We start from the raw sequence: 23,368 nt of genomic DNA on the forward strand, positions 1-23,368 counted from the left end.
CGGCCCCGCTGCCCGTCGGGTTCAGACCCGGTTCAGCCAGGCCAGCCTAGGCTGTGTTCCAGGGCCCGTCATCGGAGCCCGACGATTGGGTCAATCACCCGTTACCGAGGAGCAAGAATCATGAAAAGAACCGCCACCCTGCTGCTTGCCAGCTTCCTGCTCGCCACGACGGCCGAAGCTGGAAGCGATCATTACCGCACCGTACCGGTGGTCGATGTCCGCCCCGAGTACCGCATCGAGCGCAGCCCGATCGACCGGGAAGTGTGCTGGGAAGAAGATCGCTACGAGCGCGTCGACCGGGGCCGCCGCAGCCGCACGGGAACGATCTTCGGTGCCATTCTCGGCGGCGTGATCGGCAATCAGTTCGGCAGCGGCAACGGACGGCGTGCGGCCACTGTCGCCGGCGTGGCCCTGGGCGGCTCGATCGGTCGCGACATCGACCGCCAGCGAGGCGAGCCGGACGGCTATCGCCTGGTGCAGCATGAACACTGCCGGCTCGAGCGCGACTACGAGGAGCGTTCGGTCCTCAGCGGCTACCGAGTGACCTACGAGTACGATGGGCGTCTGTACCACACGCGCACCCACGAGCACCCGGGCGACGAGATTCGCATCCGTGTCGAGGTCACACCCCTGGACTGATTCCCTTCTGGCCACCGTGAACCTCTCATCCGCCCCGCATCGGCTTCGGTGTCGGGGCGGCCTCGGGTCCGGCAGTGCGGGTCACTGCCGGACCATCGAAGGCAAGAATCAGTCCGACCGATCCAGCACCATCATGCTCAGACGCGACACGGCGATGGTTCGGTCCTGTTCATCACGAAGACGGATATCCCAGAGGTGGGTCGAACGGCCGAGATGAATCGCTTCCGCCCGCGCCGTGACCGCGCCCGAGCGCACGCTCTTCAGGTGCTGGATGTCCAGCGCCATCCCCACGGCGAACTGCCGGTCCAGATCGAGTTGCAAGGCCGAAGCCGCACTGCCGACGGACTCGGCCAACGCGGCCGAAGCCCCGCCATGCAGAATCCCCATCGGCTGATGGACAACGGGGCCGATTTCCATCCGTGCTTCAAGAAAATCCTCGCCGACGGCCGTATAGGAGATCCCGATCGTCTCCATCAGGGTGTTCCGGTTGCTCGCATTGAGGCGCTGGAGAATCCGCTCGGCGCGTTCTGCATCCATGCTCAGCTGTCCTCGTCCTCGCCATCGAGGCCATAGTCGAGCTGATACGGAGGCGGGTCGCCGCCCTCGCCCTTCAGATAGTGGTTCATCCAACGCATCAGACGCAGGCTGTAGTCCCAGCGCGAGGCGGCACGGCGATTGCCATGGCCCTCGCCCGGATACAGGACCAGACGCAGCGGCGGCGGATTGTCCTGCAGGCTGATGTAGCGGTACAGGGTCTTGGACTGGGTCGGATCGACCCGCGGGTCGGCCGCACCGTGCAGGATCAGCAACGGGGTCCGGGCCTGCTGAGCGTAGTAGATCGGGCTGGCTTCACGGTACAGATCCCAGTTCTCCCAGGGCCAGGTCCGGTAGTGGACCAGGTAGAGCTCGCGCGGAATGTCCGAGGTTCCGAGCATGCCGATCTTGTCCGACAGACCGACGTTCATCACGGAAGCGGCAAAACGTTCCGTGTAGTAGGTCGCCGCCCAGGCCGAGGCATACCCACCGTAGGAGCCCCCGGTGATGCCGACCTTGTCGCCGTCGACGAGGCCGTCGTCGATCAGGGCGTCGATGCCATCGACCAGGTCCGAAAACTCTTCCCTGGCCGGACGGCCCTGCGAGCGCAGCGTGAACTCCACGCCGCGGCCCGTGCTGCCCCGGTAGTTCGGGTAGTACATGAAGTAGCCTTCCGCCGCCGCATGCTGGGCCGGGAGGTTGTAGCTGGTCAGCCAGCCGTTCGAGTAATGGGATTCAGGGCCACCATGAGCGGCAAGGATCAGGGGATAGCGCTGGCCCTCGCGATAATCCAGCGGCCAGACCAGCAGGCCCTGAATCATGAGCCCGTCCTCGGCCTCGAACTCGAACACGCTCTGGCGGGCCAGATCGATCTCGGCCAACCAGGGGTTGCTGTCGGTCAGCCGCTCGCTGTTGCCGGCGTCGATCGCGAACAGCTCGGACGGATGCGATGCGGTGCTGGCTGAAACGGCCAGGCGGCCCGAATCCGCCAGACTCATGCCCGTGATGGCCATGCCTTCCCGCGCAAACAGGGTGGTCTCGCCCGCTCCGTTGGCTGAAATGCTGCCGATGCGCGTCTCGACGCCTTCGTGGGCCAGGAACAGGAGTCGATCCTCGGCCGCCCAGGCGATGCCGCGCACATGCCCCTGATGGCCAGGCATCAGATGGGTCCAGTCGCCACCCTCGGCGCCGGTCACGAGAATGCGACCCTCGCTGGGGTCGTTGACGATGGTCGTGGCGATCATGGCCAGCTGCCGCCCATCGGGACTCCACTGGAAATCACCGAGCTTGCCCGGGTTGTCCACGCGACCCAGCTCCTCACCCTCCGTATCGATGATGCGGATGCGCTTGAACATCAGGGTGTCGTCGACCAGCTGCCGCGGGGTGACGCTCAGGGCGAGGCGATCGCCCGCCGGCGACCAGCGCACCGCCTGCACGGACCCCTCGACGTCGATGTGCCGCGGCTCGCCGCCTGCGCCGTTCAGGGACTGGATGTAGAGCTCGTACTCCTGCTGATCTTCTTCGAAGACGATCTGATTGAATCCTCGATCGGCCAGGGCCTCGGCTTCGGAGTCCTTTTCCTGCATGGCGATCAATGCCACCCGGTTGCCATCGGGACTGAAGCTGTAGCCCGACACGCCCGTGGGCATCTCGGCCAGTCGGCGCGCTTCGCCCCCCGACAGCGCGATACCGTAGAGCTGGGCGCTTTCGTCCCCATCGCGGCGCGCGAGGAAGCTGATCATGCCCCGGTCCGGCCGCCATGACAGGCCGCGAACATTCACCTCGCCGCCCACGAACACGCTCGACTGCCCGTCGGGACCGAGCACGTGCAGTTCCGACCAGGCGGGGCCGTCGCTTTGCGAATCGAGGTCGCGAGGAACGCTGACCGTGTAGGCGATGTGCTCGCCATCCGCGCTGATCGCGATCTCGCCGACCGTCTGCATCCGCGCGATATCGGCCAGGCTCAAGCCCTCGGCCGAGGCGCCGGAAACCAGCAAAACGCAGGCTGAGAACCAGCCCATCAAGAATTTCCGCATGTCCATTCCTTGCAATGAAGTGGTTGATTCGATCGAGGCGACCCGATGACACGACCCGGGCCGCGACTGCGGGGCACAAGATAGCAGACCCGCGAGAGTGAACGATGCCCCTCCTCCCACCGAGTCGAAGGACGAGACCGGGCTCAGCCCGGGAGGACCTTGCCGGGATTCAGAATCCCGTCAGGGTCGAACTGGCGCTTGATCGCCCGCATCAGTTCGATTTCCGTTTCCGAGCGGCTCCAGTGCAGATCATCGCGCTTGAGAAGGCCGACGCCATGCTCGGCCGACACGCTGCCTTCGTAACGCTGCACCAGCTCGAACACGGCCGGGCTGAGCTCACGTCCGGCGGCGTGGAAGTCCTCGGTCGACCAATCCTCCGGACGCAGCACGTTCATGTGCAGATTGCCGTCACCGATATGACCGAACCAGAGCACTTCGAAATCGGGATAGCGTTCGCGCACCAGGGCGTCGAGGGCCTCCAGGAAGGCGGGCACCCGGCTGATCCGGACCGAGAGATCGTTCTTGTAGGGCGTGCGCGGGGCAATCGACTCACTGATCGCTTCGCGCCAGGCCCAGAGCTCTTCGGCCTGAGCGCCCGACTGGCTCAGGGTGCCATCGAGCACGTGACCGGCCTCCATGAGGGCCTCGAAGCGCGCCAGTGCCGCCTCCTGGTTCTGCTGACCGGGGTCCTCGAACTCGACCACCGCGTAATAGGGGCAGGCGTCGGCATCCAGAGGAAAGCCTCGGCCGAGGGCCGCTTCGACATGATCGATGCAGCGACGATCGAAGAACTCGAAGGCCGACAGGCTCAAACCCTGGCGCAGTTCGGCCAGTGCCGGCATCAGGGCGTCCAGGCCGGAGAATCCCAGCAGCAGCACCGAGGCCTCCGGTGGCGTTGGCAACAGACCGAGGGTCGCCTCGACGATGATGCCCAGGGTCCCTTCACTGCCGATCATCAGCTGCCTGAGATCCATCCCGGTGTTGTTCTTGATCAGGCCGCGATTGAGTTCGAGCAGTTCCCCGGTGCCGGTGACCACCTTCAGCCCGCGCACCCATTCACGGGTCATGCCATAGCGAAGGACGCGGATGCCGCCGGCATTGGTCGCGATGCTGCCGCCGACCTGGCTCGATGCCGCCGCCGCCCAATCGACCGGGTAGAACAGGCCATGCTCGGCGGCCGCCGTCTGCACGGCGCCGACCGTCATGCCCGCCTGCACGCAGATGCTCGGCTCGAACTCATCGACTTCGATGAGTTTCCGCATCCGCTCCATCGACACCACGACCTCCCCATGAGCCGCCACCGCGCCACCGGACAATCCGGTCCGACCACCACTGGGCACCAGCGCCTGGCCGTCGGCGCGCGCCTGGCGCACCAGCTCGACCACCTCGTCCACGGTTTCGGGGAATACCACCTTGCTCGGCCGGGCTGGCCAGAAGCGAGTCCAGTCTCGGCCGTAGTGGCTCAGGCTTTGCTCATCGCTGAGGGTCTGCATGCTCGAATTCTGACGGCAAGTCGCAGTGGATCAGTGCTGATCCTGCCATAATGCAAGCGCTTGCGGTGAACACCGCACCCAATCCATGGCGACACGAGACGTTTCATGCATTCCCTGTCCAAGGAAAAGATCAATTTCGTCCTCCTAGAAGGCATCCATGAACGCGCCGCCGATCATATTCGGCAGGCCGGCTACAGCAGTCTGAGCACCCGTTCCGGGGCGCTGGACGACGAGGCGCTGATCGAGGCGATCGAAGACGCGCATTTTCTGGGCATCCGCTCGCGCACGCATCTGAGCGACGAGCTCCTGGATCGCGCCAAGCGACTGACCGCCATCGGCTGTTTCTGCATCGGCACCGACCAGGTCGATCTGGACGCCGCCCGCAAGCGCGGAATCCCGGTCTTCAATGCCCCCTACGCCAACACCCGTTCCGTGGCCGAGCTGGTTCTGGCCGAAATCATCATGCTGATGCGTGGCATTCCCGCCAAGCACATGGCGGCCCAGCGAGGTCAATGGCTGAAGACGGCCACCGGCTCGCACGAAGTACGCGGCAAGGTGCTCGGCATCGTCGGTTATGGCCACATCGGCTCCCAGCTCGGCATTCTCGCCGAAGGCCTGGGGATGAAGGTGATCTATCACGACATCGTCGACAAGCTGCCGCTGGGCAACGCCGAACCGGTCGAAAGCCTGAACGTCCTGCTGGACGCGGCCCAGGTGGTCAGCCTGCACGTCCCCGACACGGAGTTGACACGCGGACTGATCGACGCCAGAGCCCTGAAGACCATGCGCGCGGGAAGCCATCTGATCAACGCCTCCCGCGGCAAGGTGGTCGACATACCGGCGCTCGCCGAGGCCCTGCGCAGCGGTCACATCGCGGGTGCGGCGCTGGATGTCTTCCCCGTCGAGCCCTCGAGCGCGGGCGAGGAGTTCCGGTCCGAGCTGCGCGGCATGGACAACGTCCTGCTCACTCCGCACATCGGTGGCAGCACCCACGAGGCGCAGGAAAACATCGCCCTGGATGTCGCCGCCAAACTGGTCCGCTATTCGGACAACGGGTCGACGATGGGCGCGGTCAACTTCCCCGAAGTCACCCTGCCCGACCATGTCGGCGCGCGGCGCATCATGCACATCCATCGCAACGAGCCCGGCGTGCTACAGGCCATCAACGCGATCTTTTCCGCGGCCGGCATCAATATCGTTTCGCAGTATCTGCAGACCCTGCCCGACATCGGCTACGTGGTGATGGACGTCGAAGCACCCGACACGCCGGCCCTGGTGGCAGAACTCGATCGCGTGCCGGCCACGATCCGCACCCGCTACCTGTACTGAAGGTCCTCGCGAAGGAGACCACGATGAATTCGATCCACTTCAACGAAGCCGACAGCCGCTTCGAACTGACCGTCGACGGCCATCTCTGCGTGCTGGAAATGCGACTTGGCGACGGCATGGCCAGGATGCTTAGCGTACGCGTACCGAAAGCGGTGGGTGGCCAGGGCCTGGCCGGTCGCCTGACCCGGCACGCACTCGACTGGGCTCGCGAACAGGGCCTGAAGGTCGACCCCGCCTGTCCCTACGTCGACACCTGGATCCAGCGTCACCCCGAATACCAGGACCTGCTGGCCGAGCGCTGAGGCCCAGCGCGGGGAAACTAGAGAGTCGCAGCCACCCGGTCGAGGCCCGTGGAGAGCTTGTCGACCAGCTCGTCGACCTGGACCTCATTGATGATCAGGGGCGGACAGACGGCGATGATGTCGCCGGGAATGGCGCGCACCACCAGGCCTGCATCCAGACAGGCGGCAGCCACCTTGAAACCCATCTTCGCGCTCGGCTCGAAGGCTTGCCGAGCCGCCTTGTCCGCGGCGAGTTCCAGTCCAGCGATCAGCCCGATTCCGCGAAGATTGCCGACCAGGGGATGATCGGCCAGCGGCGCCAGACGGGCCTGCAGGCGCTCGCCCATCCGAGCGGCGTGTTCCACCAGGCCGCGCTCCTCCATCAGTTCGAGATTGCGGTCGGCCACCGCCGCCGCCACGGGATGGCCCGAATAGGTCAGGCCATGAGCGAACAGACCGACACCGCCGGCCGCTTCTTCGATCGCCTCGTACATGAACGGCGGCACGGCCACGGCGGAGATCGGCTGGTACGCCGATGACAGGGCCTTGGCCATGGTCATCGTGGCCGGTTTCATCCCGTAGGTCTGGCAGCCGAAGGCCTGGCCCGTCCGCCCGAAACCGCACACGACCTCGTCGTCGATGAGCAGGATGTCGTTGCGATCCAGAATGGGCTGGATGCGTTCCCAGTAGCCGGCCGGCGGCAGGATCACGCCACCGGCGCCCATCAGAGGCTCGGCGATCATGGCCGCGATCCGGTCGGCGCCCTCGCGCTCGATCACTTCCTCGAGCTCGCGAGCCCTGCGCTCGACGAAGGCCGCCTCGCTTTCGCCAGGTTCAGCGAAGCGGTAGTAATGCGGCGAGCCCAGGTGAATCACATCGTCCATCGGCAAGTCGAAATGCCGATGGAAGGCCGGCAGCCCGGTCAGAGCCGCCGTGGCCACGGTCACGCCATGATAGGCATTGCCACGGGAGAGGATCTTGCGCTTCTCGGGCTTGCCGATGGCGTTGTAGTAATAGCGAATCAGCTTGATCTGCGCGTCGTTGGCATCCGAGCCGGAACAACCGAACAGAAAGCGCGCACCCTCGATCGGTACCCATCGGGACAGGCGAGTCGCCAGGCGAATGCTCGGCTCGTTGCTGCGGCCGGCGAACAGCGGCCCGTAGCAGAAGGTCTCCATCTGCTCGGCGGCCACGCGCGCCAGCTCCTTCTCGCCGTAGCCGAGCGCCGTGCACCAGAGCCCGGCCATGCCCTCCAGATACTGACGGCCGTCCTGATCCCAGATGTAGACGCCCTGCCCGCGCGACCAGATGATCGGTCCGCTTTCGCGCAGTCCGCGAAGGTCGGTGGCGGGATGAAACAGATGGTCGAGGTCCTGCTGGGCAAGGGTCGAAGTCACGTCAGGGCTTCCGGTGCGGGCGACGGCGCGCCATGCTATCAGATCAGCTCGCGCTGCGCCCAGACCGCCCGCCAGGCATGCGACTTGCGCTTGGCGATTTCCGTATCGAAGAAATGACGCAGGCGCCGCCGGTCTTCAGGATGGTCCTTCAGCGCCGAGCCGATGATGAAATGCACCAGCTGGTCGAGACCGAGGCGGCCCTCGTTGTAATAGTAGGCGTGCACGCTCATGGCATGCCCCACGCCGACCGCTTCGGCCGTCGACATGGTGGCGCCGGCCAGGCGGTCCGTGCTGCGTCCGTCCAGGGTCTGGCCGTTGCGCAACTCGTGGAAGATGGTCACCAGAACCTCGATGACCGACTCGTCCATGTCCACCTCGAGTTCGGCCATGCGATTGAGTCGCCGCACTTCGCGGTCGACGACCTCGATCTCGTCGGCCAGTTGTCGGATCGGATGGATCATTTCAAAATTCATGCGGCGCTTGAGGGCGGCACTCATGTGATGCACGCCTTCATCGACGCTGTTGGAGGTCGCGATGACGTTGAAGCCGGCGCGGGCGTAGAGCACTCCGTCCTTGCCACTGAGTTCAGGGATGGTGATGACCCGATCGGACAGGATCGACAGCAGCGCGTCCTGCAGCGGCTGTGGACAGCGCGCGACCTCCTCGAAGCGCACCATCTTGCCGTCGCGCATGCCCCGATAGATCGGACTGGGGACCAGTGCTTCCATGCACGGACCACGCTCGGCCAGGATGGCCCGGTTCCAGGTGTAGAGCAGCTGGCCGACCTCGGCCACGGCGCCACCCTGCAGGGTCAGGGAGGAATCGCCGGAAATCGCTGCCGCCACCAGCTCCGAGATCCAGGACTTGGCCGTCCCGGGCTCGCCGATGAGCAGGCAGCCTCGGTCGGTCAGCAGGCCGATGATGACGCGGGTGATGACGCCGGGATCGGCCACCACCTTGGGCTCGACGTTCAGCTCCGGGTGACCGAGCACGAAGGCCTCGACCGCGATCGGCGACAGATTCCAGCCCGGCGGAACGGGATGCGAGTCCCAGTCCTTGAGGCGCTTGAGCTCCTCGCTGAACATCATTTCTGCCGGCTGACGCTGCAGCGTGATTTTCTTCCGGCTCATGTCGCGGTCCTCCGTCCGCCGCGCTGCTCGGGGGCCATCCGGTCCTGGGGCAACAGGCGTGGCAACTCGGACATCGGGATGATGCCTTCGATGACGTGATCCAGCGCACTGTCGCGCATGGTGATCAGGCCATTGTCGAGGGCACGCCAGCGGAGCTCTCCGATCGCCGGCCGCCGCGAGATCAGGTCGCGCAGTTCATCGTTGACCTGCAGGAACTCGACGACGGCGATACGGCCATGGGTGCCCCGCCCTCCGCAGTCGACGCAGCCTCGACCTTCATAGCACTTGAATTCGCTGGGCACCTGTTCCGGGAACAGCTCGCGCAGGATGCGCGGGTCCGGCTCGACCTGCTGCCGGCAATTGGGGCAGATGCGTTTAGCCAGGCGCTGCGCGATGACCGCCCTGAGCTCGCTGGCGAGCGAATTGGGCAGCACCTCGAGATCGTACATGCGCTGCATGGCGTCGACGGAGTCGTTGCTGTGCAGGGTCGAAAGCACCAGGTGCCCCGTCTGCGAGGCGCGAATCGCCTCCAGCGCGGTTTCACGGTCGCGGATCTCACCGACCAGGATGACGTCGGGGTCCTGGCGAACGAAGGACCGCATGGCATCGGCGAAGCCGAAACCGATGTCCGGGCGAGCGCGAGTCTGCTGGATGTTGTCGATCGAATACTCGATCGGGTCTTCGACCGTGATCACCTTGCGTCGGCCGTCGTCGGCCAGCTGCTGAAGGCCGGCGTACAGGGTCGTCGACTTGCCCGATCCCGTCGGGCCCACGACCAGCACCAGACCGGCGGGGTTGTCGAGCAGGCGCTCGTAGTGGCCGGCCACGGTGGTCGCCATGCCCAGTTCGTCCAGGCCGAGCACGCGACCGGTCTGCGAGAGCAGACGAATGACCGCGTGCTCCCCATGCAGGGAAGGCTGGATCTGGACCCGGAGGTCGTAGTTGGTGTTGCCGACGCGCATGTGCGAGCGGCCGCCCTGCGGCAGGCGTCGCTCGGCGATGTTGATTTCCGCCCGCACCTTGATCACGTTGATCAGGCCCGCGTGGTCCCTGGGCGTCAATCGATAGTGGGTCAGATCGTGCAGTTCGCCATCGGAACGGATCCGGATGCGGATGCGGTTCCCGTAGCGTTCGACGTGCACGTCACTGGCATTGGCGCTGACGGCGTCGAGCAGGATCGCTTCGTAGATCGACACCAGATAGTGGCTGATCTCGTTCTTCGACAGTTCGAGCAGGTCCTGATTGCTCGCCTGCTCGCTCGGCGACTCGGACCAGCTCAGCATCTGTTCGCTTCGCTCGGTCAACTCCAGGGCCGACCAGATGCGCCGGAAATCGGTCGGCGTGACCAGCAGGCAGCGCACTCGCCCGCAGGCCTCCATGCCCATTGCCTCGTCCTGGCTGAGGTCCGGGTTGTCGGTCACCACGACCAGGCCCTCATCGCCCAGGGACACCGGCAGCACCCGGCGATTGTCGAGGAAAGTGCGCGAATAGCGGTGGAAGAGCTCGCTGTCGAGCCGCTGGAGCACCTCGTCGGCGCCAACGAACTTCATGTCGCGTTGGCGGGCCAGAGTACGGTAGAAATCCGCGTCTTCCAGGCCCAGTCGATTTCGGATCACGGCCAGGACCGGTTCGTGCCGACGGTGGGCCTCCTCACGAGCCCGGTCGAGCATCGCCGGCTCGACGAAACCGAGGTCGATCAGGATCTGGCTGCTCGAGCGGGAAAAGATCACCGTGCCGAGCGCCCGCGGCGCGCCGTCTTCGGCACCCGCCTGCCGCTGGATCAGCACCGGATGCTCACGCTCGGGGCCCTCGAGGGTATAGAGAAAGCCGTCCTCGCTCAGCTGATCCAGCAGCACGTCGAGACGGTCGAGACTGCAGACCGAAAGAATCAGATCGAAGCGCGCCGAGCGTTCCGGCCAGCCGTCTTCGCCCCGGCCGACGCGGACCTCGACCCGCTCCAGGCCGATGCGGGCGAGATTGGCGCGTGCGATCTCGGCGATCGCAGGTTCTTTCTCGAGAACGCAGACCCGATCGCTGGTACAGGCCATCAAGGCCGGAAGATAACCGGAACCACCGCCGACCACGAGCACCCGGGCCCCGCTGGGCACTTCGCCCATCAGGGTCAGCAGATGGCGCATCGCATTGCGGGGTGGGATGGTCCGACCGGAGATGACGTGGCGGAGATCGGGAGAGGCCACGAATCGTGACCGGTCGATCCGGTCGACGATGTGCGCCACCTGGTGTTCCGACAGACGCGCGTTCACGACTGAATGCCCTGAATGAGCATGACGTCGACCCCCCTTTCATGGTCTTCGTTTGCTGGCCGCCCGGACGGGGCGACCTTATCTTCAAATTATCAGAAATGCACCGGCTTGCAAAGCTCCGAGCCCTCAGCCCGGCGGCCAGTTCATCTGGCGACCGCCAAGCAGATGCAGGTGGATATGGAAGACCGACTGCCCGCCGTGCTCATTGCAGTTCATCACCAGCCGGTAGCCGTCCTCGGCCAGACCCTCGTCGGCGGCCAGCTGTCGCGCCGTGAGCACCATGCGACCGACCAGCTCGGCCTGATCGTCCTTGATATCGTTGATCGTCGCCACCCGCTGCTTGGGGATGATAAGAATGTGCACCGGCGCCTGAGGATTGACGTCGCGAAACGCCAGGATGTCATCGGTCTCGTGAACGATGTCGGCCGGAATCTCGCGGCGGATGATGCGTTCGAAAAGATCAGTGGACATGTTCGTCTTGCTCCTTGTTGATTTGCTCGAGCACGCGGGTCGCCACCTGCTCGATCGCGTCGAACTCCTCCGGCCTGGCCGCGGGCCAGGCAGCGGATCTCAGTGCACTGAAGAAGGGCCCTGGATCGATCTCCATGACCCGCGGCCCGGCGGCGCCGAGCTCTCGAGCCAAAGTCCTGGCCATCCAGGCACGCCCGGCCTGGGCCACGCCGTAGGCCGCCCAGTGCCCCGGGCGCTCCAGGCAATGGCGGTCGGAAATGAACACCAGTCGAGCGCCCTCGGTGGCCTGCATCAGACCCAGTAGTGCGTTGCTCAACAATTGCGGGCCGGTCAGACCGGTCTGCAGGATCCGCATCCACTCCTCCGCCGGTTGATGAGCCAGCGGCCGCAGGGCCACGAAGGCCGCCGCATTGTGAATCAGGCCATCGAGGCGACCGAACTGCGCTTCGACCGTCGACGCCACCTGCTCGTAGTCCGCCGGCCCGGCGCCGGCCAGGTCCAGCGGCAGCAGGACCGGCACAGGCCTGCCCTGCTCGGCCAGCTGGTCGTGCAGCTGATTGAGCGCGGCTTCGTTCTTGTCCAGCGCGATGCAGTCATTGCCCGCCGCCAGCAGCTGGCGGACCAGCTCGGCGCCCAGGGTGCCGGCCGCTCCGGTGACCAGCCACAAGGGTTTCTCCGATTGCGTCATTCGACCCGAGTCTCCACGACTAAAAACCGGCATTGTCGCAGATTGACTTCCATCTCGTACGCCACCATAGTTCTCCATATGCCGTTCTACGAATACATCAACGACGAAGCGCCGGGCTGCGAGCACTGCAAGCAGACCTTCAGCGTGCTCCAGCGCCTGTCCGACCCGCCCCTCGAGCACTGCCCCGAATGCCTGGCCGCCGTGCGGCGGATCATTTCATCGCCGAATGTGGTGGCCGGCCAGTCCCATCGGCTGAAGGAATCGAACATCGAGAAGGCGGGCTTCACCCAGTACAAGAAGATCGGCAAGGGTGTGTACGAGAAGACGGCCGGCAAAGGCCCGGGGGTCATCAGTGCGGATTGACGCCTACCCCAAGCCAGGGCTCGGACTCGCCCTTTTGCTGTCGGCCAGCCTGCTGCTGGTCGCCTGTGCCACCAGCCCGGTCGCCACCGATGGCGAGGAGATCGCGCCAGTGGGCCCGGCCCACGTACTCGAAGACCAGAGCCTGGTCGGTGAACTCGTCGTCTGGGGTGGGCGCATCGTCGAGGTCGAGAACCGCGCCGATCGAACCCTGCTGGTGGTGGCCAGCCTGCCCCTCGACCGGGCCGACCGTCCCCGCCTCCACTATGAACCCGGCGTGCGCTTCATCGCCGAGCAGCCAGGCTATCTGGAGCCCCTCACCTTCGCGCCCGGCCGTTTCGTCACGATCCTCGGGACCGTCAGCGGGACCCGGATTCGGGCCGTCGGCGACTACGATTACCTGCACCCCACCATGGACATCGAAAAGCTGCACCTGTGGCCCTCGGATCCGATGATGTGGTCACCGCACTGGCGCTGGAATTTCGGTATCGGCATCCGGCTCTGAGCCGTTCAGATCGCCTTTCCCCGACGTAGACGACGCGCCGTGCGCCAGGCGCGCCAGACATTGCCGGCGTGGGACGGCAGCAGTCGCTGATCCAGCAAGCGACGCGGCTTCCGATCGATCATCAGGGCCAGGCGACGGTCCAGACTCCAATGGATGAGCAGATGGCGGTGCCGCCAGCCTGACTCGCGGTCCAGGCCGTCGATGGCCAGGCGTGCCTGGCTCATGGCTTCGTGGATGAGGCTTCTGACGAGGCCATCGAAGCCGGTGCCGGCCTGGCCTGCAATGACGTCGTTGCGCGAGACCTGATAGTCGGCCTGCAGCTCCAGTGGCACCCACCAACGCTCGGCGCGGGCATCAATGGCCAGATCACGAACCAGTCGCACCAGATAGGCGGCCGCCGCCAGTTCGGCGAAACGCTCGGTCAGCCCCTGATCAGCGTCCAGCAGTCGCGACTCCAGCCGGCCCATCGGCCCGCCGATGCGCAGGCAGAAGGCCCTGAGCTCCGACACCCGCTCGAAGCGGGGCCGTGCTTCCAGCGTGGCGATGGCGTCGGCCACCGACTCGAACTCGGAGGCCGGCACGCGCTGCAGGACCTCGGTTTGCTCGAGTGCCTGGACAACGGGATGCCGACGGCCCGGCGAGTGCTCGTCCCGCAGGGTCTCTCGCCACCAGCCCAGCTTGGCCTCGGCCACCGAGGCCTCGGAAATTTCGGCCAGGGCACCGAGCTCCCCCACCAGGGTGCGCAGGGCCAGGATGGCATCCCGCTCGTCGTCGGGAGCGAACGCCAGGCTCGCCGCCATCGGGTTTCCCGGCACCAGCATGCGGTCCCGGCACCAGGCCAGCGCATCCATCAGTGCAGGGTCCGGGATTCGGCCGTCGGCGCCTCGTCCATGAGAACGGCGAGCTGCACGGGGTCGAAGGCGTAGGATTTACCACAGAATTCGCACTGGACTTCGACGGTCTCGGCGGCCTCCACCATCGACCGAATCTCCTCGGCGCCCAGACCGATCAGCACTCGCTCGACGCGGGCGCGCGAGCAGGGGCAATGGAATCGCAATGGCCGAGCGGGAAACTGGCGTCGCTCCTCGGCATGGAACAGACGATGGAACAGGCGTTCGTCAGCGACGTCGAGCAGCTCCCGGTCACCGACCGTGCCGACGAGATGTTCGAGCCGATTCCAGCCGTCCTCATCGCTGCCTTCGCCAGGCATCTTCTGGATCATCAGCGCACTGCCCTGCGTCCCGTCGACGGCCAGGCGCAAGCGAGTGGCCAATTGCTCCGAGCGCTCGAAGTAGGACTCGAGCGCCTCGGCCAGATCGCGCCCTTCCAGCGGAACGATGCCCTGCCAGCGCTCACCGGCCTGCGTCGGCTCGAGGGTCAGAGTGAGAATTCCGCCCTGACGAAGGCTCTGCCAGAGGGCGTCACGCGACTCCGGCAGCAGTGCGTCTTCGGCCAGGCGAGCGACACAGCGCATGCCACCGTCATCGGTGCAGTCGGCCAGCAGGAACTTCAACGGCCCCGAGCTCTGCAGCTGCAGACTGATCCTGCCTTCGAACTTGAGGCCGGACGACAGCAGACCCGCCACCAGCAGGCCTTCGGCCAGCAGTTGCTCGACCGACGCGGGATAGCGATCGCTTCCGATGGCCTCCTTGAGGACTTCGCACAGATGCACGCGCACGCAGCGCGCATTGATCTCTTCGAACATCAAACGCTGAAGTTGGTCTTTCGTGTCTTGCATGATCTCGCTCGTGTCTGCCGCAGGGCGGCGCTGGCTGTTCAAGTCCCGGGCAGCAGTTCGAACAGTTGCCCGAATCGCTCGATCACCCGGTCGCCGCCCCAGTGCGGGAGCCGACTCGGGTCCTCGATGTAGCCCCAGGCCGCGATGACCGTGCGAGTTCCTGCCGCACGCCCGGCCACGACATCCCGCTCATCGTCACCCAGGAAGATCGACTGTTCCGGCGCCACGCCCAGACGTTCGCAGGCCGTCTGCACCGGCAAGGGGTCGGGCTTGGGGCGCGCTGTCGTGTCACCGGCGACCAGGGTGTCGAATAGATGGTGCCAGCCGGCACATTCCACAACCGGCCTGGCCAGTGCTTCGACCTTGTTGGTCACGATGGCCAGCCGATACCCCGCCGCGCGCAGCGCCTCGAGGCCTTCGGCGACCTCGGGGAACGGCGCGCTGTGCTTCCAGAGCCGGGTTCGATAGTGCGCCAGGAACTCCTCGCGAAGGGATTCGCGCTCCGCCTCGACCAGGGGTCCGAAGCCCGCATCGATCAGCCCCAGGGCACCGCGCGTGGCTGCGGGGCGAAGCTGCGCCTCGGGCAGCGCCGGAAGCCCTCGGCGCAGGCGCAGATCGTTCAGAGTGCCGACGAGATCCGGCGCCGTATCCACCAGGGTGCCGTCGAGATCGAACAACAGCGCCCGGCAAGGCCGCTCGCTCACGAGCTCGGCCGGCGGGCGTGCAGCAGGTAGTTGATGGACGGCCTCCCCCCGATCCGAACCGTGCGCGAAAAAGGGTTGTAGCTCATGCCGGTGATCTCGAGCACCTCGAGGCCGGCCTGCCGACAAGCCGCCGCGAGCTCCGAGGGACGGATCAGACGATCGTAGCGATGCGTGCCGCGCGGCAGCAGGCCAAGCAGGTATTCGGCCCCCACGATCGCTCCGGCCCAGGCCAGTGGACTTCGATTGATGGTCGAGAAGAACAGCTCACCCCCCGGCCGCGCGAGCTCGGCGCAGGCAGCCACCGTGCTGGCCGGATCGGGCACGTGCTCGAGCATTTCCAGGCAGCAGACCACGTCGAATTCGGCCGGCAGTTCCTCGGCCAGCTCCTCGGCCGTGCCCTGCCGGTAATCGATCTCCAGGCCGGATTCGGCACGATGCAGGCGAGCGACCGCCAGCGGCTTGCTCGCCGCATCCAGTCCCGTGACCCTGGCGCCTTTCTCGGCAAGCCCTTCGCAGAGCAGGCCGCCGCCACAGCCGATATCCACCACGCGCGAGCCGGCGATGCGACAACGCTCGGCAATCCAGGCCACGCGCGGCCCATTGATATCGTGCAGGGGGCGGAAATCGCCTTCGGGGTCCCACCAGCGCGCAGCCAGGGCGTCGAACTTGCTGGCTTCGGCGGGATCGAGATTGGCGACTCGTTCAGTGTGCTCGTTCATCGGGCAAAGTCTCCCTACTCGAAGTCAGCAAGGCGTCGATGCCATTCACGGGTCTGGCGAGCGATGCGTTCCATGTCGAGATGCTGCAGCTCGCCGCCGGCCACGACCTGGCGCCCGGCCACCCACACCTGCTCGACCTGACGGCTGGAACAGGCGTAGACCAGCTGGGAGATGACATGATGCACTGGAGCGGTCTGCAGATGGTCGAGCTGGACCGCGACCAGGTCGGCCTGCTTGCCCTTCTCGATCGATCCGATCTCCCCGTCCAGCCCGAGTGCCCGCGCACCGTGAATGGTGGCCATCGACAAGGCGCGCGCCGCCGGAACGGCCTCGGGGTCACCGCTGGCGCCTTTGGCCAACAGGGCGGCCAGCCGCATCTCGGCAAACATGTCCAGGGTGTTGTTGCTGGCCGCACCGTCGGTACCGATGGCGATGTTGACACCTCGCTTGTCCAGCTCGGCCACCGGGCAGATGCCGCTGGCCAGCTTGAGGTTCGATGCGGGACAGTGCAGCACGCTGACGCCGGCACGAGCGACTCGATCCATGTCGGTCGGAGTCAGCTGCGTCATGTGCACGGCCAGCAAGCGAGGACTCAACAGCCCCAGCCGATCGAGCCGGTCGAGGGGATGCAGACCGTGCTCCTTCTTCGAGCCTTCGATCTCGCCGTCGGCCTCGAGCAGATGCAGATGGATCGGGATGTCCATCTCTTCGGCCAGCTCACGCATGCGCCGGAACGCGGAATCGCTGACGGTGTAGGGCGCGTGCGGCGCAAAGGCCGTGCTGAGCAGGGCCTCGGACCGGAGCGACTGATGCACCTCGAGGCCTCGACTGAAGTACTCGTCTTCGGTCTGGGCCCAGGCCGTCGGCAGGCTGATCACCGGCAACCCCAGCACCGCGCGCATGCCGGCCTGCACGGCGGTGGCCGCCGTGACATCGGGGAAGAAATAGTTGTCGTTGAAGCAGGTCGTCCCGCCGAGCAGCATTTCGGCGATGGCCAGCTCCGATCCAGCGCGCACGAAATCGGGGCCGACCCAGCGCTGCTCCGCCGGCCAGATATGGTCTTGCAGCCAGCGCATCAGCGGCAGATCATCGGCCAGACCGCGCATCAGGGCCATCGCCGAGTGCGCGTGCGCGTTGATCAGTCCGGGAATGAGTGCGCATCCCGGCAGGGCCTGCCGAACCGCGCCGGGATAGGCCTCGTCCAGCTGATCGACGGCGATCACATCGAGGATGCGATCACCCTCGATCAGCACCGCATGCCCGTCCAGCACCTCGTTCTCGGGACAGACCGGGACGACCCATTCCGGCAGCAGCGCGCGGAGCTCGGACATGCCCGTCAGTCCTTGACTCGCGAGACGTACTCACCCTTGCGGGTATCGACGCGGATCACCTCACCTTCCTGCACGAACAGCGGCACGCGCACGGTCGCCCCGGTTTCCAGGGTCGCCGGCTTGCCACCGCTTCCCGAGGTGTCGCCCTTCAGGCCCGGGTCGGTCTCGACGATCTTCAGCTCGACGAAGTTCGGAGGCATGACGGTCAGGGGCTGACCGTTCCAGAGCGTGACCTGGCACATGTCCTCTTCCTTCAGCCACTGCGCCTGATCACCGATGGCCGACTTGTCGGCGGCGAGCTGCTCGAAGGTCTCCGTGTCCATGAAATGCCAGAACTCGCCATCCGAATACAGGAACTGGATTTCCTTCTCGAAGACATCGGCCGCCTCGACCGTATCCCCGGACTTGAAAGTCTTCTCGATCGTTCGGCCGGTCTTCAGGTTGCGGACACGCACGCGGCTGAAGGCCTGGCCCTTGCCGGGCTTGACGAACTCGTTTTCCACGATGGTGTAGGGATCGCCGTCCAGAATGATCTTCAGGCCGGATTTGAATTCATTGGTGCTGTAGGTCGCCATGCTCTCTCCGAATTACAATGACGCCCCGGTCAGAACAACGCTTCCAACGGGGGCGAGGACGCAAACTGCTTGAGCCGAATGCAATCCCCTATTCTAGCGCGAAGCCCGTCGACGCCCAAGCCATCCTTGTGGCGCGATGAGCTGCGGCAGGCCTTTCGGCAACCCGGTCCCCTGCTGGACTTTCTCGGCTTGAGTCGGGCGCAGCTGTCCCTGCCCGACGCGCAGCCCTTTCCGATGCTCGTGCCCCGCGCCTTCGCCGCTCGCATGGAGCAGGGTCGCGCCGACGATCCACTGCTCCGCCAGGTCCTGCCAGACCCGGGCGAACTCGAGTCCGTGCCCGGTTTCGTGGCCGATCCGGTGGGCGATGCCGCCAGCCGCCGCCATCGCGGTCTGCTGCACAAGTATCACGGACGAGTCCTGTTGATCACCACCGGCGCCTGCGCGGTGCACTGCCGATACTGCTTCCGCCAGTCCTATCCCTATGCCAGTGATCATTTCGACGAGGCCGGACTCGACCACCTGATCGAGTATCTGCTCGAACATCCGGAAGTCGAGGAAGTCATCCTCTCCGGCGGCGATCCGCTGATGCTAGACACGCGACGACTGCAGGGGCTCACTGATCGCCTCCGCGCGGTCGGCAGCCTGCGCCGTCTTCGCCTGCACACCCGCCTGCCGATCGTCCTGCCGAGTCGGATCGACGAGGAACTACTCGCCTGGCTGCAGTCCCTGCCCTGGTCCACGGTCGTGGTCGTGCATGCCAATCACGCCAGGGAATTCGACGCTGACGTGGATCGGGCGATGGCCCGACTGCGCGGAGCCGGCGCCGTGCTGTTCAACCAGAGCGTGCTGCTGCGAGGAGTCAATGACGATGAGCAGGCAATGATCGCGCTGATGCAGCGCAGCTTCGAAGCCGGCGTGGTACCTTATTACCTGCATCTTCTGGACCGGGTCGAGGGGGCAGCCCGGTTCGAGTGCGACCGTCGGACTGCACTGCGCTTGCTCGACGTGATGCGCAGACGCTTGTCGGGGTATCTTGTCCCTCGTTTGGTTCGAGAAGAGGCAGGCGCACCGTACAAACTGCCGGTCCTTTAGCAGTCCCCTTGACAAGGGACGATCAGAAACCCGGTCCTCAATCGCCCATTTCAGGAATCGCTGCATGGCAAGCCCGATCACCGAAATCCGCATCCTCGTGGTCACCGATGACCCCAGCGCGCCTCGAGAACTCGTCCAGATGCTGGGCGAGGACGCTGTCGTCCGAACCCTGTTCGCCGACACCAGCAACGCCGTCAGTCGAACCTTCGAGACCGATGACGTCGACATGGTCGTGATCCGAATCGACCCGAATGACCTCGGTCTGCTCGAAACGGTCGGGCGCCTGGCTCGCGACCAGGAAGACCCGGTGCCGATCATGGGGGTCATCAAGGCCGACGATGCCCGCTCGGCGGTGGCCGCGGCAGCGACCGGCGTGGAAGGTCTGGTCTTTACCACCAATCCCCGGCAGATGAAGCGACTGTCTTTGTTCCTGGTCGAGTCGGTGCGGGCACGGCGCGATGCAAGAACCGCCCTGAAGCGTCTGGAAGAGATCGAGAGCCGCTACACCCTGCTGCTCGACAGCTCCAGCGAAGCGATCGCCTATCTACACGAAGGCCTGCACATCTACGCGAACCGGGCCTACCTCGAACTGTTCAACTACGAGAGCTTCGAGGATCTCGAAGGCCTGTCGATGCTGGATCTGCTGTCTTCCGGGGACAGCGGTCCGGACCTGAAGAAGGTCCTCAAGGCCCTGTCCAGGGACGAAATCCCCGAAGAGGCGATGACCCTCAATGCCCATCGCCAGGACGGCAGCGATTTTCAGGCCACGGTCGCCTTCTCTTCAGCGCGCTACGGCGGCGAGTACTGCGCACAGATGCTGGTGCGCGAGCAGGTTTCTCAGGCCGATCCGGAACTTGCCAGGGAACTGGAGAAGCTCAAGACCTCGGACATGCTCACCGGCCTGCTCAATCGACCGGCCTTCCTGGAACGCTGCCGCGAGCAGGCGAGCAGCCGCGAAGACCATGCCGGCATGGCCGTGCTGCTGGCCAGCCTCGACAAGCACGATCAGCTCCAGTCCAAGCTGGGCCTCGGAGCGACCGACGCCCTGATCCAGGAATCCGCAAAACTGTTCGCCCAGGCGGTCGGGGAAAACGTCGCCATGGCGCGCGTCAGCGACCATCGCTTCGGCATCCTGATCGACAGCAAGAATCGTGAAGAAGCCGAACAGATCGCGGCCAGGGTCATCGACCACTGCTCCGGCCGAATCATCGACGTACGCGACACCAGCCTGACCGTGTCGGCCAGCGTCGGCCTGGCCGTCGCCGGTAGCGAGCTCGCCGATCCCGACGCCTTGGTCGTGCAGGCCGATTCGGCCCTCAGCGAAGCCCTGCGGGCGGGCGGCAACGCCTACGTCCGCTACCGCCCGCGCGTCAGCGGCGAAGCCGGCGAGGACGATGCGGCCTGGGCGGAGCGACTGCACCACGCGCTGGACAACGACGAATTCAGGCTGGTGACCTCACCGATCACGAGCATGGACGATGACAGCTTCCTGATCAACGAAGTGGAGACCCGGCTGCGTACCGAGGACAGCGACGAGGTGCTGATGCCCTCGGCCTACCTGCCCGCTGCCGCGAGCCTCGACCTCGCGCCGAAGCTCGACGAAGACATGCTCCGCCGCCTGGCTTCGGCCCTGGCGGAGAAGCAGACCGGAGACGCCCACTACTGGCTCGTCCCGCTATGCCTCGACACGCTCAGCGACGAGTCGGTCCTGGGCAAGATCAACAACATGATCAAAGGCGGCCAGCTCGACCCGCAGCATCTGATCTGGGGCTTCCGGGAGCCGGAAGTGCGCGACAAGCTGCGCCGGGCCCAGTCCTTCATCGAACGATTCAAGCCGACGGGGTCGCACTTCGCCCTCTGCGACGTGGGCCCGGACGCCGAGTGCGAACCGCTGCTGCGCCACCTGGAGATCGACTACCTGCGCCTGGCGCCGGAAATGATCCAGAATCTGAGCGGCAACGACGCGCTGCGGCAGAGCCTGTCCAGTGTGGTGGCCTGCGCCTCCGAGCACCAGGCCCGGGTGATCGCGCCCAAGGTGGAACACACGGGCGATCTGGCCACCCTGTGGCAGTTCGGCATCACCCTCGTTCAGGGTGACTTCGTGCGCGAAGAAGCCTCGATCTGAACGCTCGAGGGCTGGTCCGAGCGGACCAGCCCCCGCCCCTTGTCCGACGGTGGTTCAGCCCTGCCCTCTGGCCAGCGCTTCGATGCGTTCGTCCAGCGGCGGATGGCTCATCAGCAGTCGACGCAGGCCACCACCCACGCGCCCTCGGATCCCGAAGGCTTCGACGGACTCGGGAAGCTGCGCCGGGCCATGGGCGCTCTTCAATCGCTGCAGGGCGGCCATCATGTTCTGGCGACCGGCCAGACGAGCGCCGCCGGCATCGGCCCGGAATTCACGCCAGCGTGAGAAGGCCATCACGATCAGGCTGGCCAGCACGCCGAGCACCAGCTGCAGGACGATCACACTGATCCAGTAGCCCGGCCCATGGCCACGATCGCTCTTGAACACGACCCGATCGATCAGCTGGCCGAGAATGCGCGACAGCAGCAATACGAAGGTGTTGAGCACGCCCTGAAGCAGGGTCATGGTGATCATGTCACCGTTGGCCACATGACTGACCTCGTGGGCGAGCACGGCCTCGACCTCGTTCGGCCGCATCGAGCGCAGCAGTCCTGTACTGACGGCCACCAGGGCATTGTTGCGCGACGCGCCCGTCGCGAAGGCATTCGGCTCGGGCGCATCGTAGATGGCCACATCCGGCATGCCGATCCCGGCTTCGCGCGCCTGCTTCTCCACGGTCGCGACCAGCCAGCGCTCGGTCTCGTTGGCCGGCGAGTCGATGACCTTGGCTCGCGTGCTCATCAGCGCCATGCGCTTGGACATCAGCAGAGAAATGAACGCACCGCCCATGCCGAACACCAGGGCGATGATCAGGGTCGCCGCCATGTTGACATCGATGCCCTGCCGGACCAGCCAGGGCTGGAGCAGATTCATCACCACGCCGAGCACCATCAGCACGGCCAGGTTGGTTCCAAGAAACAGCGCGATACGGCGCATGGGGCAATCTCCTAGGGTTTCGTTGAACGCCAACGACCCGTCGCTCACTGGGGATCGACCGGGCGTGCCTCGCAGCGAGGCTGTTCGTAAAATGGGCGCATGAAGGCTCGAATGCAAGTCTCCCAAGGTGGGCGCCCGGTCGGTCGCTTCGCCCCCTCGCCCACCGGTGATCTGCACTTCGGTTCGCTGGTCGCGGCCCTGGGAAGCTACCTGAACATCCGGGCACAGGACGGCCAATGGCTGGTGAGAATCGAGAACATCGACCCACCCAGGGAAGTCCCCGGCGCGGGCCATACGCAGATCGAGACCCTCGCTCGGCACGGCCTGGTCAGCGACCGCCCGGTGGTCTGGCAGATCGACTCGACCGCCGCACACCAGGAAGCCGTCGAGGCACTCATCGACGCCGGCCGCGCCTATCCCTGTGCCTGCTCGCGAGCGGACCTGCCGCCCGACGGTCGCTACCCCGGCACCTGTCGGAACGGCCTCCCGCCCGGCCGGAAAGCACGCAGCATTCGCTTGCGTTGCGAGGACGAGGAGGTCCACTTCGACGATCTGATCCAGGGCGAATACCACCAGAATCCGTACCGCGAGACCGGCGATTTCGTCATCCGGCGGGCCGATGGTCTGTACGCCTACCAACTGGCCGTCGTCGTGGACGATGCCCGAGCCGGCGTGACGGAGGTCGTCCGCGGTGCCGACCTGATCGACTCCACCGGCCGCCAGATCCTGGTCTATCGCGCCCTCGGGCTGGCGCCACCACGCTACGCCCACCTGCCCCTGATCACCGACGCTCAGGGTCGTAAGCTGAGCAAATCCGAGGCCGATGATCCGATCCACGCCAGCGAGCCCGCCGCCAACCTGCGCCTCGCGCTCGGCCTGCTCGGCCATCCTCCCCCCGAGGGCCTCGAGCGCATCGATAGCCTGCTGAGCTGGGCCATCGAGCACTGGTCCATCGAGCGCGTGCCGAGAGGCCCGGTTCAACTCGGGGTTCATCCCCAGGCGGCCTGAAGCTATACTCACA

At 65.7% G+C, this 23,368-nt stretch carries 23 protein-coding genes; 8 read left to right on the top strand and 15 right to left on the bottom strand.

Features of this window, described 5'->3' with window-relative positions; genetic code table 11:
- Positions 1-120: 120 nt before the first annotated feature.
- Positions 121-639, top strand: coding sequence for a glycine zipper 2TM domain-containing protein (locus tag WM2015_RS08565; protein WP_049725646.1), 519 nt, complete (start codon positions 121-123; stop codon positions 637-639).
- 108 nt (positions 640-747) lie between these two features.
- Here WM2015_RS08565 and WM2015_RS08570 read toward each other — a convergent pair whose 3' ends face one another.
- The 3 genes from WM2015_RS08570 to WM2015_RS08580 form a co-directional block, all read right to left on the bottom strand.
- Positions 748-1,176, bottom strand: coding sequence for a PaaI family thioesterase (locus WM2015_RS08570; protein ID WP_049725647.1), 429 nt, complete (start codon positions 1,174-1,176; stop codon positions 748-750).
- Positions 1,177-1,178: 2 nt separating this feature from the next.
- Positions 1,179-3,209, bottom strand: a complete 2,031-nt coding sequence (locus WM2015_RS08575; protein WP_169751130.1) for a S9 family peptidase — start codon at positions 3,207-3,209, stop codon at positions 1,179-1,181.
- 143 nt (positions 3,210-3,352) lie between these two features.
- Positions 3,353-4,702, bottom strand: a complete 1,350-nt coding sequence (locus tag WM2015_RS08580) for an FAD-binding oxidoreductase (protein ID WP_049725649.1) — start codon at positions 4,700-4,702, stop codon at positions 3,353-3,355.
- A 105-nt stretch (positions 4,703-4,807) separates the two neighbouring features.
- Here WM2015_RS08580 and serA point away from each other — a divergent pair, with 105 nt between their 5' ends.
- Entirely contained in the window at positions 4,808-6,031 is a 1,224-nt protein-coding gene (serA, locus tag WM2015_RS08585; RefSeq protein WP_049725650.1) for a phosphoglycerate dehydrogenase, read from the top strand.
- 23 nt (positions 6,032-6,054) lie between these two features.
- A complete protein-coding gene (locus tag WM2015_RS08590) occupies positions 6,055-6,333 on the top strand; it encodes a GNAT family N-acetyltransferase (RefSeq protein WP_049725651.1) in 279 nt (92 codons plus the stop codon).
- A 17-nt stretch (positions 6,334-6,350) separates the two neighbouring features.
- Here the strand turns inward: WM2015_RS08590 and WM2015_RS08595 are convergent, their stop codons facing one another.
- The 5 genes from WM2015_RS08595 to WM2015_RS08615 all read right to left on the bottom strand — a co-directional run bounded on the left by WM2015_RS08595 (position 6,351) and on the right by WM2015_RS08615 (position 12,262).
- Entirely contained in the window at positions 6,351-7,709 is a 1,359-nt protein-coding gene (locus WM2015_RS08595; protein WP_049725652.1) for an aminotransferase, read from the bottom strand.
- 38 nt (positions 7,710-7,747) lie between these two features.
- On the bottom strand, positions 7,748-8,839 hold the full coding sequence (locus tag WM2015_RS08600) for an ATP-binding protein (RefSeq protein WP_049725653.1): 1,092 nt from the start codon (positions 8,837-8,839) through the stop codon (positions 7,748-7,750).
- Positions 8,836-11,103 carry an ATPase, T2SS/T4P/T4SS family gene (locus WM2015_RS08605; RefSeq protein WP_082169578.1) on the bottom strand — a complete coding sequence of 756 codons (2,268 nt, stop codon included), beginning with the start codon at positions 11,101-11,103 and terminating at the stop codon, positions 8,836-8,838. Before WM2015_RS08605 ends, WM2015_RS08600 begins: the two co-directional genes overlap by 4 nt.
- A 126-nt stretch (positions 11,104-11,229) precedes the next feature.
- Entirely contained in the window at positions 11,230-11,574 is a 345-nt protein-coding gene (locus WM2015_RS08610; protein ID WP_049725654.1) for a histidine triad nucleotide-binding protein, read from the bottom strand.
- Positions 11,564-12,262 carry an SDR family NAD(P)-dependent oxidoreductase gene (locus tag WM2015_RS08615; RefSeq protein WP_169751131.1) on the bottom strand — a complete coding sequence of 233 codons (699 nt, stop codon included), beginning with the start codon at positions 12,260-12,262 and terminating at the stop codon, positions 11,564-11,566. Before WM2015_RS08615 ends, WM2015_RS08610 begins: the two co-directional genes overlap by 11 nt.
- A gap of 78 nt (positions 12,263-12,340) precedes the next feature.
- Here WM2015_RS08615 and WM2015_RS08620 point away from each other — a divergent pair, with 78 nt between their 5' ends.
- A complete protein-coding gene (locus WM2015_RS08620; protein ID WP_049725656.1) occupies positions 12,341-12,625 on the top strand; it encodes an FmdB family zinc ribbon protein in 285 nt (94 codons plus the stop codon).
- A complete protein-coding gene (locus WM2015_RS08625; protein ID WP_169751132.1) occupies positions 12,615-13,127 on the top strand; it encodes a Slp family lipoprotein in 513 nt (170 codons plus the stop codon). Before WM2015_RS08620 ends, WM2015_RS08625 begins: the two co-directional genes overlap by 11 nt.
- Before the next feature lie 5 nt (positions 13,128-13,132).
- Here WM2015_RS08625 and WM2015_RS08630 read toward each other — a convergent pair whose 3' ends face one another.
- Genes WM2015_RS08630 through efp form a run of 6 tightly spaced genes read right to left on the bottom strand, consistent with a single transcriptional unit; the run spans position 13,133 to position 18,194 of the window.
- Positions 13,133-13,978 (bottom strand): phytoene/squalene synthase family protein, encoded by an 846-nt coding sequence (locus tag WM2015_RS08630; RefSeq protein ID WP_049725658.1) that lies wholly within the window; start codon positions 13,976-13,978, stop codon positions 13,133-13,135.
- Positions 13,978-14,865 (bottom strand): Hsp33 family molecular chaperone HslO, encoded by an 888-nt coding sequence (hslO, locus tag WM2015_RS08635; protein WP_156201017.1) that lies wholly within the window; start codon positions 14,863-14,865, stop codon positions 13,978-13,980. The genes WM2015_RS08630 and hslO overlap by 1 nt, the downstream gene beginning before the upstream one ends.
- 38 nt (positions 14,866-14,903) lie before the next feature.
- Complete coding sequence (locus WM2015_RS08640; protein ID WP_082169582.1) at positions 14,904-15,569, bottom strand: HAD family hydrolase; 666 nt, start codon at positions 15,567-15,569, stop codon at positions 14,904-14,906.
- On the bottom strand, positions 15,566-16,288 hold the full coding sequence (gene ubiG, locus WM2015_RS08645; RefSeq protein WP_049725660.1) for a bifunctional 2-polyprenyl-6-hydroxyphenol methylase/3-demethylubiquinol 3-O-methyltransferase UbiG: 723 nt from the start codon (positions 16,286-16,288) through the stop codon (positions 15,566-15,568). The genes WM2015_RS08640 and ubiG overlap by 4 nt, the downstream gene beginning before the upstream one ends.
- Positions 16,289-16,302: 14 nt before the next feature.
- The gene (locus tag WM2015_RS08650; protein ID WP_049725661.1) at positions 16,303-17,619 is read right to left on the bottom strand and encodes a TRZ/ATZ family hydrolase; all 1,317 of its coding nucleotides are present in this window, start codon (positions 17,617-17,619) and stop codon (positions 16,303-16,305) included.
- A 5-nt stretch (positions 17,620-17,624) separates the two neighbouring features.
- Positions 17,625-18,194, bottom strand: coding sequence for an elongation factor P (efp, locus tag WM2015_RS08655; RefSeq protein ID WP_049725662.1), 570 nt, complete (start codon positions 18,192-18,194; stop codon positions 17,625-17,627).
- Between the two features lie 126 nt (positions 18,195-18,320).
- Here efp and epmB point away from each other — a divergent pair, with 126 nt between their 5' ends.
- Together epmB and WM2015_RS08665 are read left to right on the top strand one after the other, a co-directional pair.
- Positions 18,321-19,286: an EF-P beta-lysylation protein EpmB gene (epmB, locus tag WM2015_RS08660; RefSeq protein ID WP_245609750.1), complete on the top strand. Its 966-nt coding sequence runs from the start codon at positions 18,321-18,323 to the stop codon at positions 19,284-19,286.
- Between the two features lie 64 nt (positions 19,287-19,350).
- Complete coding sequence (locus tag WM2015_RS08665; protein WP_049725664.1) at positions 19,351-21,411, top strand: EAL domain-containing response regulator; 2,061 nt, start codon at positions 19,351-19,353, stop codon at positions 21,409-21,411.
- 54 nt (positions 21,412-21,465) lie between these two features.
- Here WM2015_RS08665 and htpX read toward each other — a convergent pair whose 3' ends face one another.
- A complete protein-coding gene (gene htpX / locus WM2015_RS08670) occupies positions 21,466-22,347 on the bottom strand; it encodes a protease HtpX (RefSeq protein ID WP_049725665.1) in 882 nt (293 codons plus the stop codon).
- 111 nt (positions 22,348-22,458) lie between these two features.
- Between htpX and gluQRS the strand changes: the two genes are divergently transcribed.
- Complete coding sequence (gene gluQRS / locus WM2015_RS08675; RefSeq protein WP_049725666.1) at positions 22,459-23,355, top strand: tRNA glutamyl-Q(34) synthetase GluQRS; 897 nt, start codon at positions 22,459-22,461, stop codon at positions 23,353-23,355.
- Positions 23,356-23,368 lie beyond the last annotated feature (13 nt).

Origin of the sequence: Wenzhouxiangella marina, from assembly GCF_001187785.1 — a bacterium.
In the GTDB taxonomy this organism is placed as follows: Bacteria; Pseudomonadota; Gammaproteobacteria; order Xanthomonadales; family Wenzhouxiangellaceae; genus Wenzhouxiangella; species Wenzhouxiangella marina.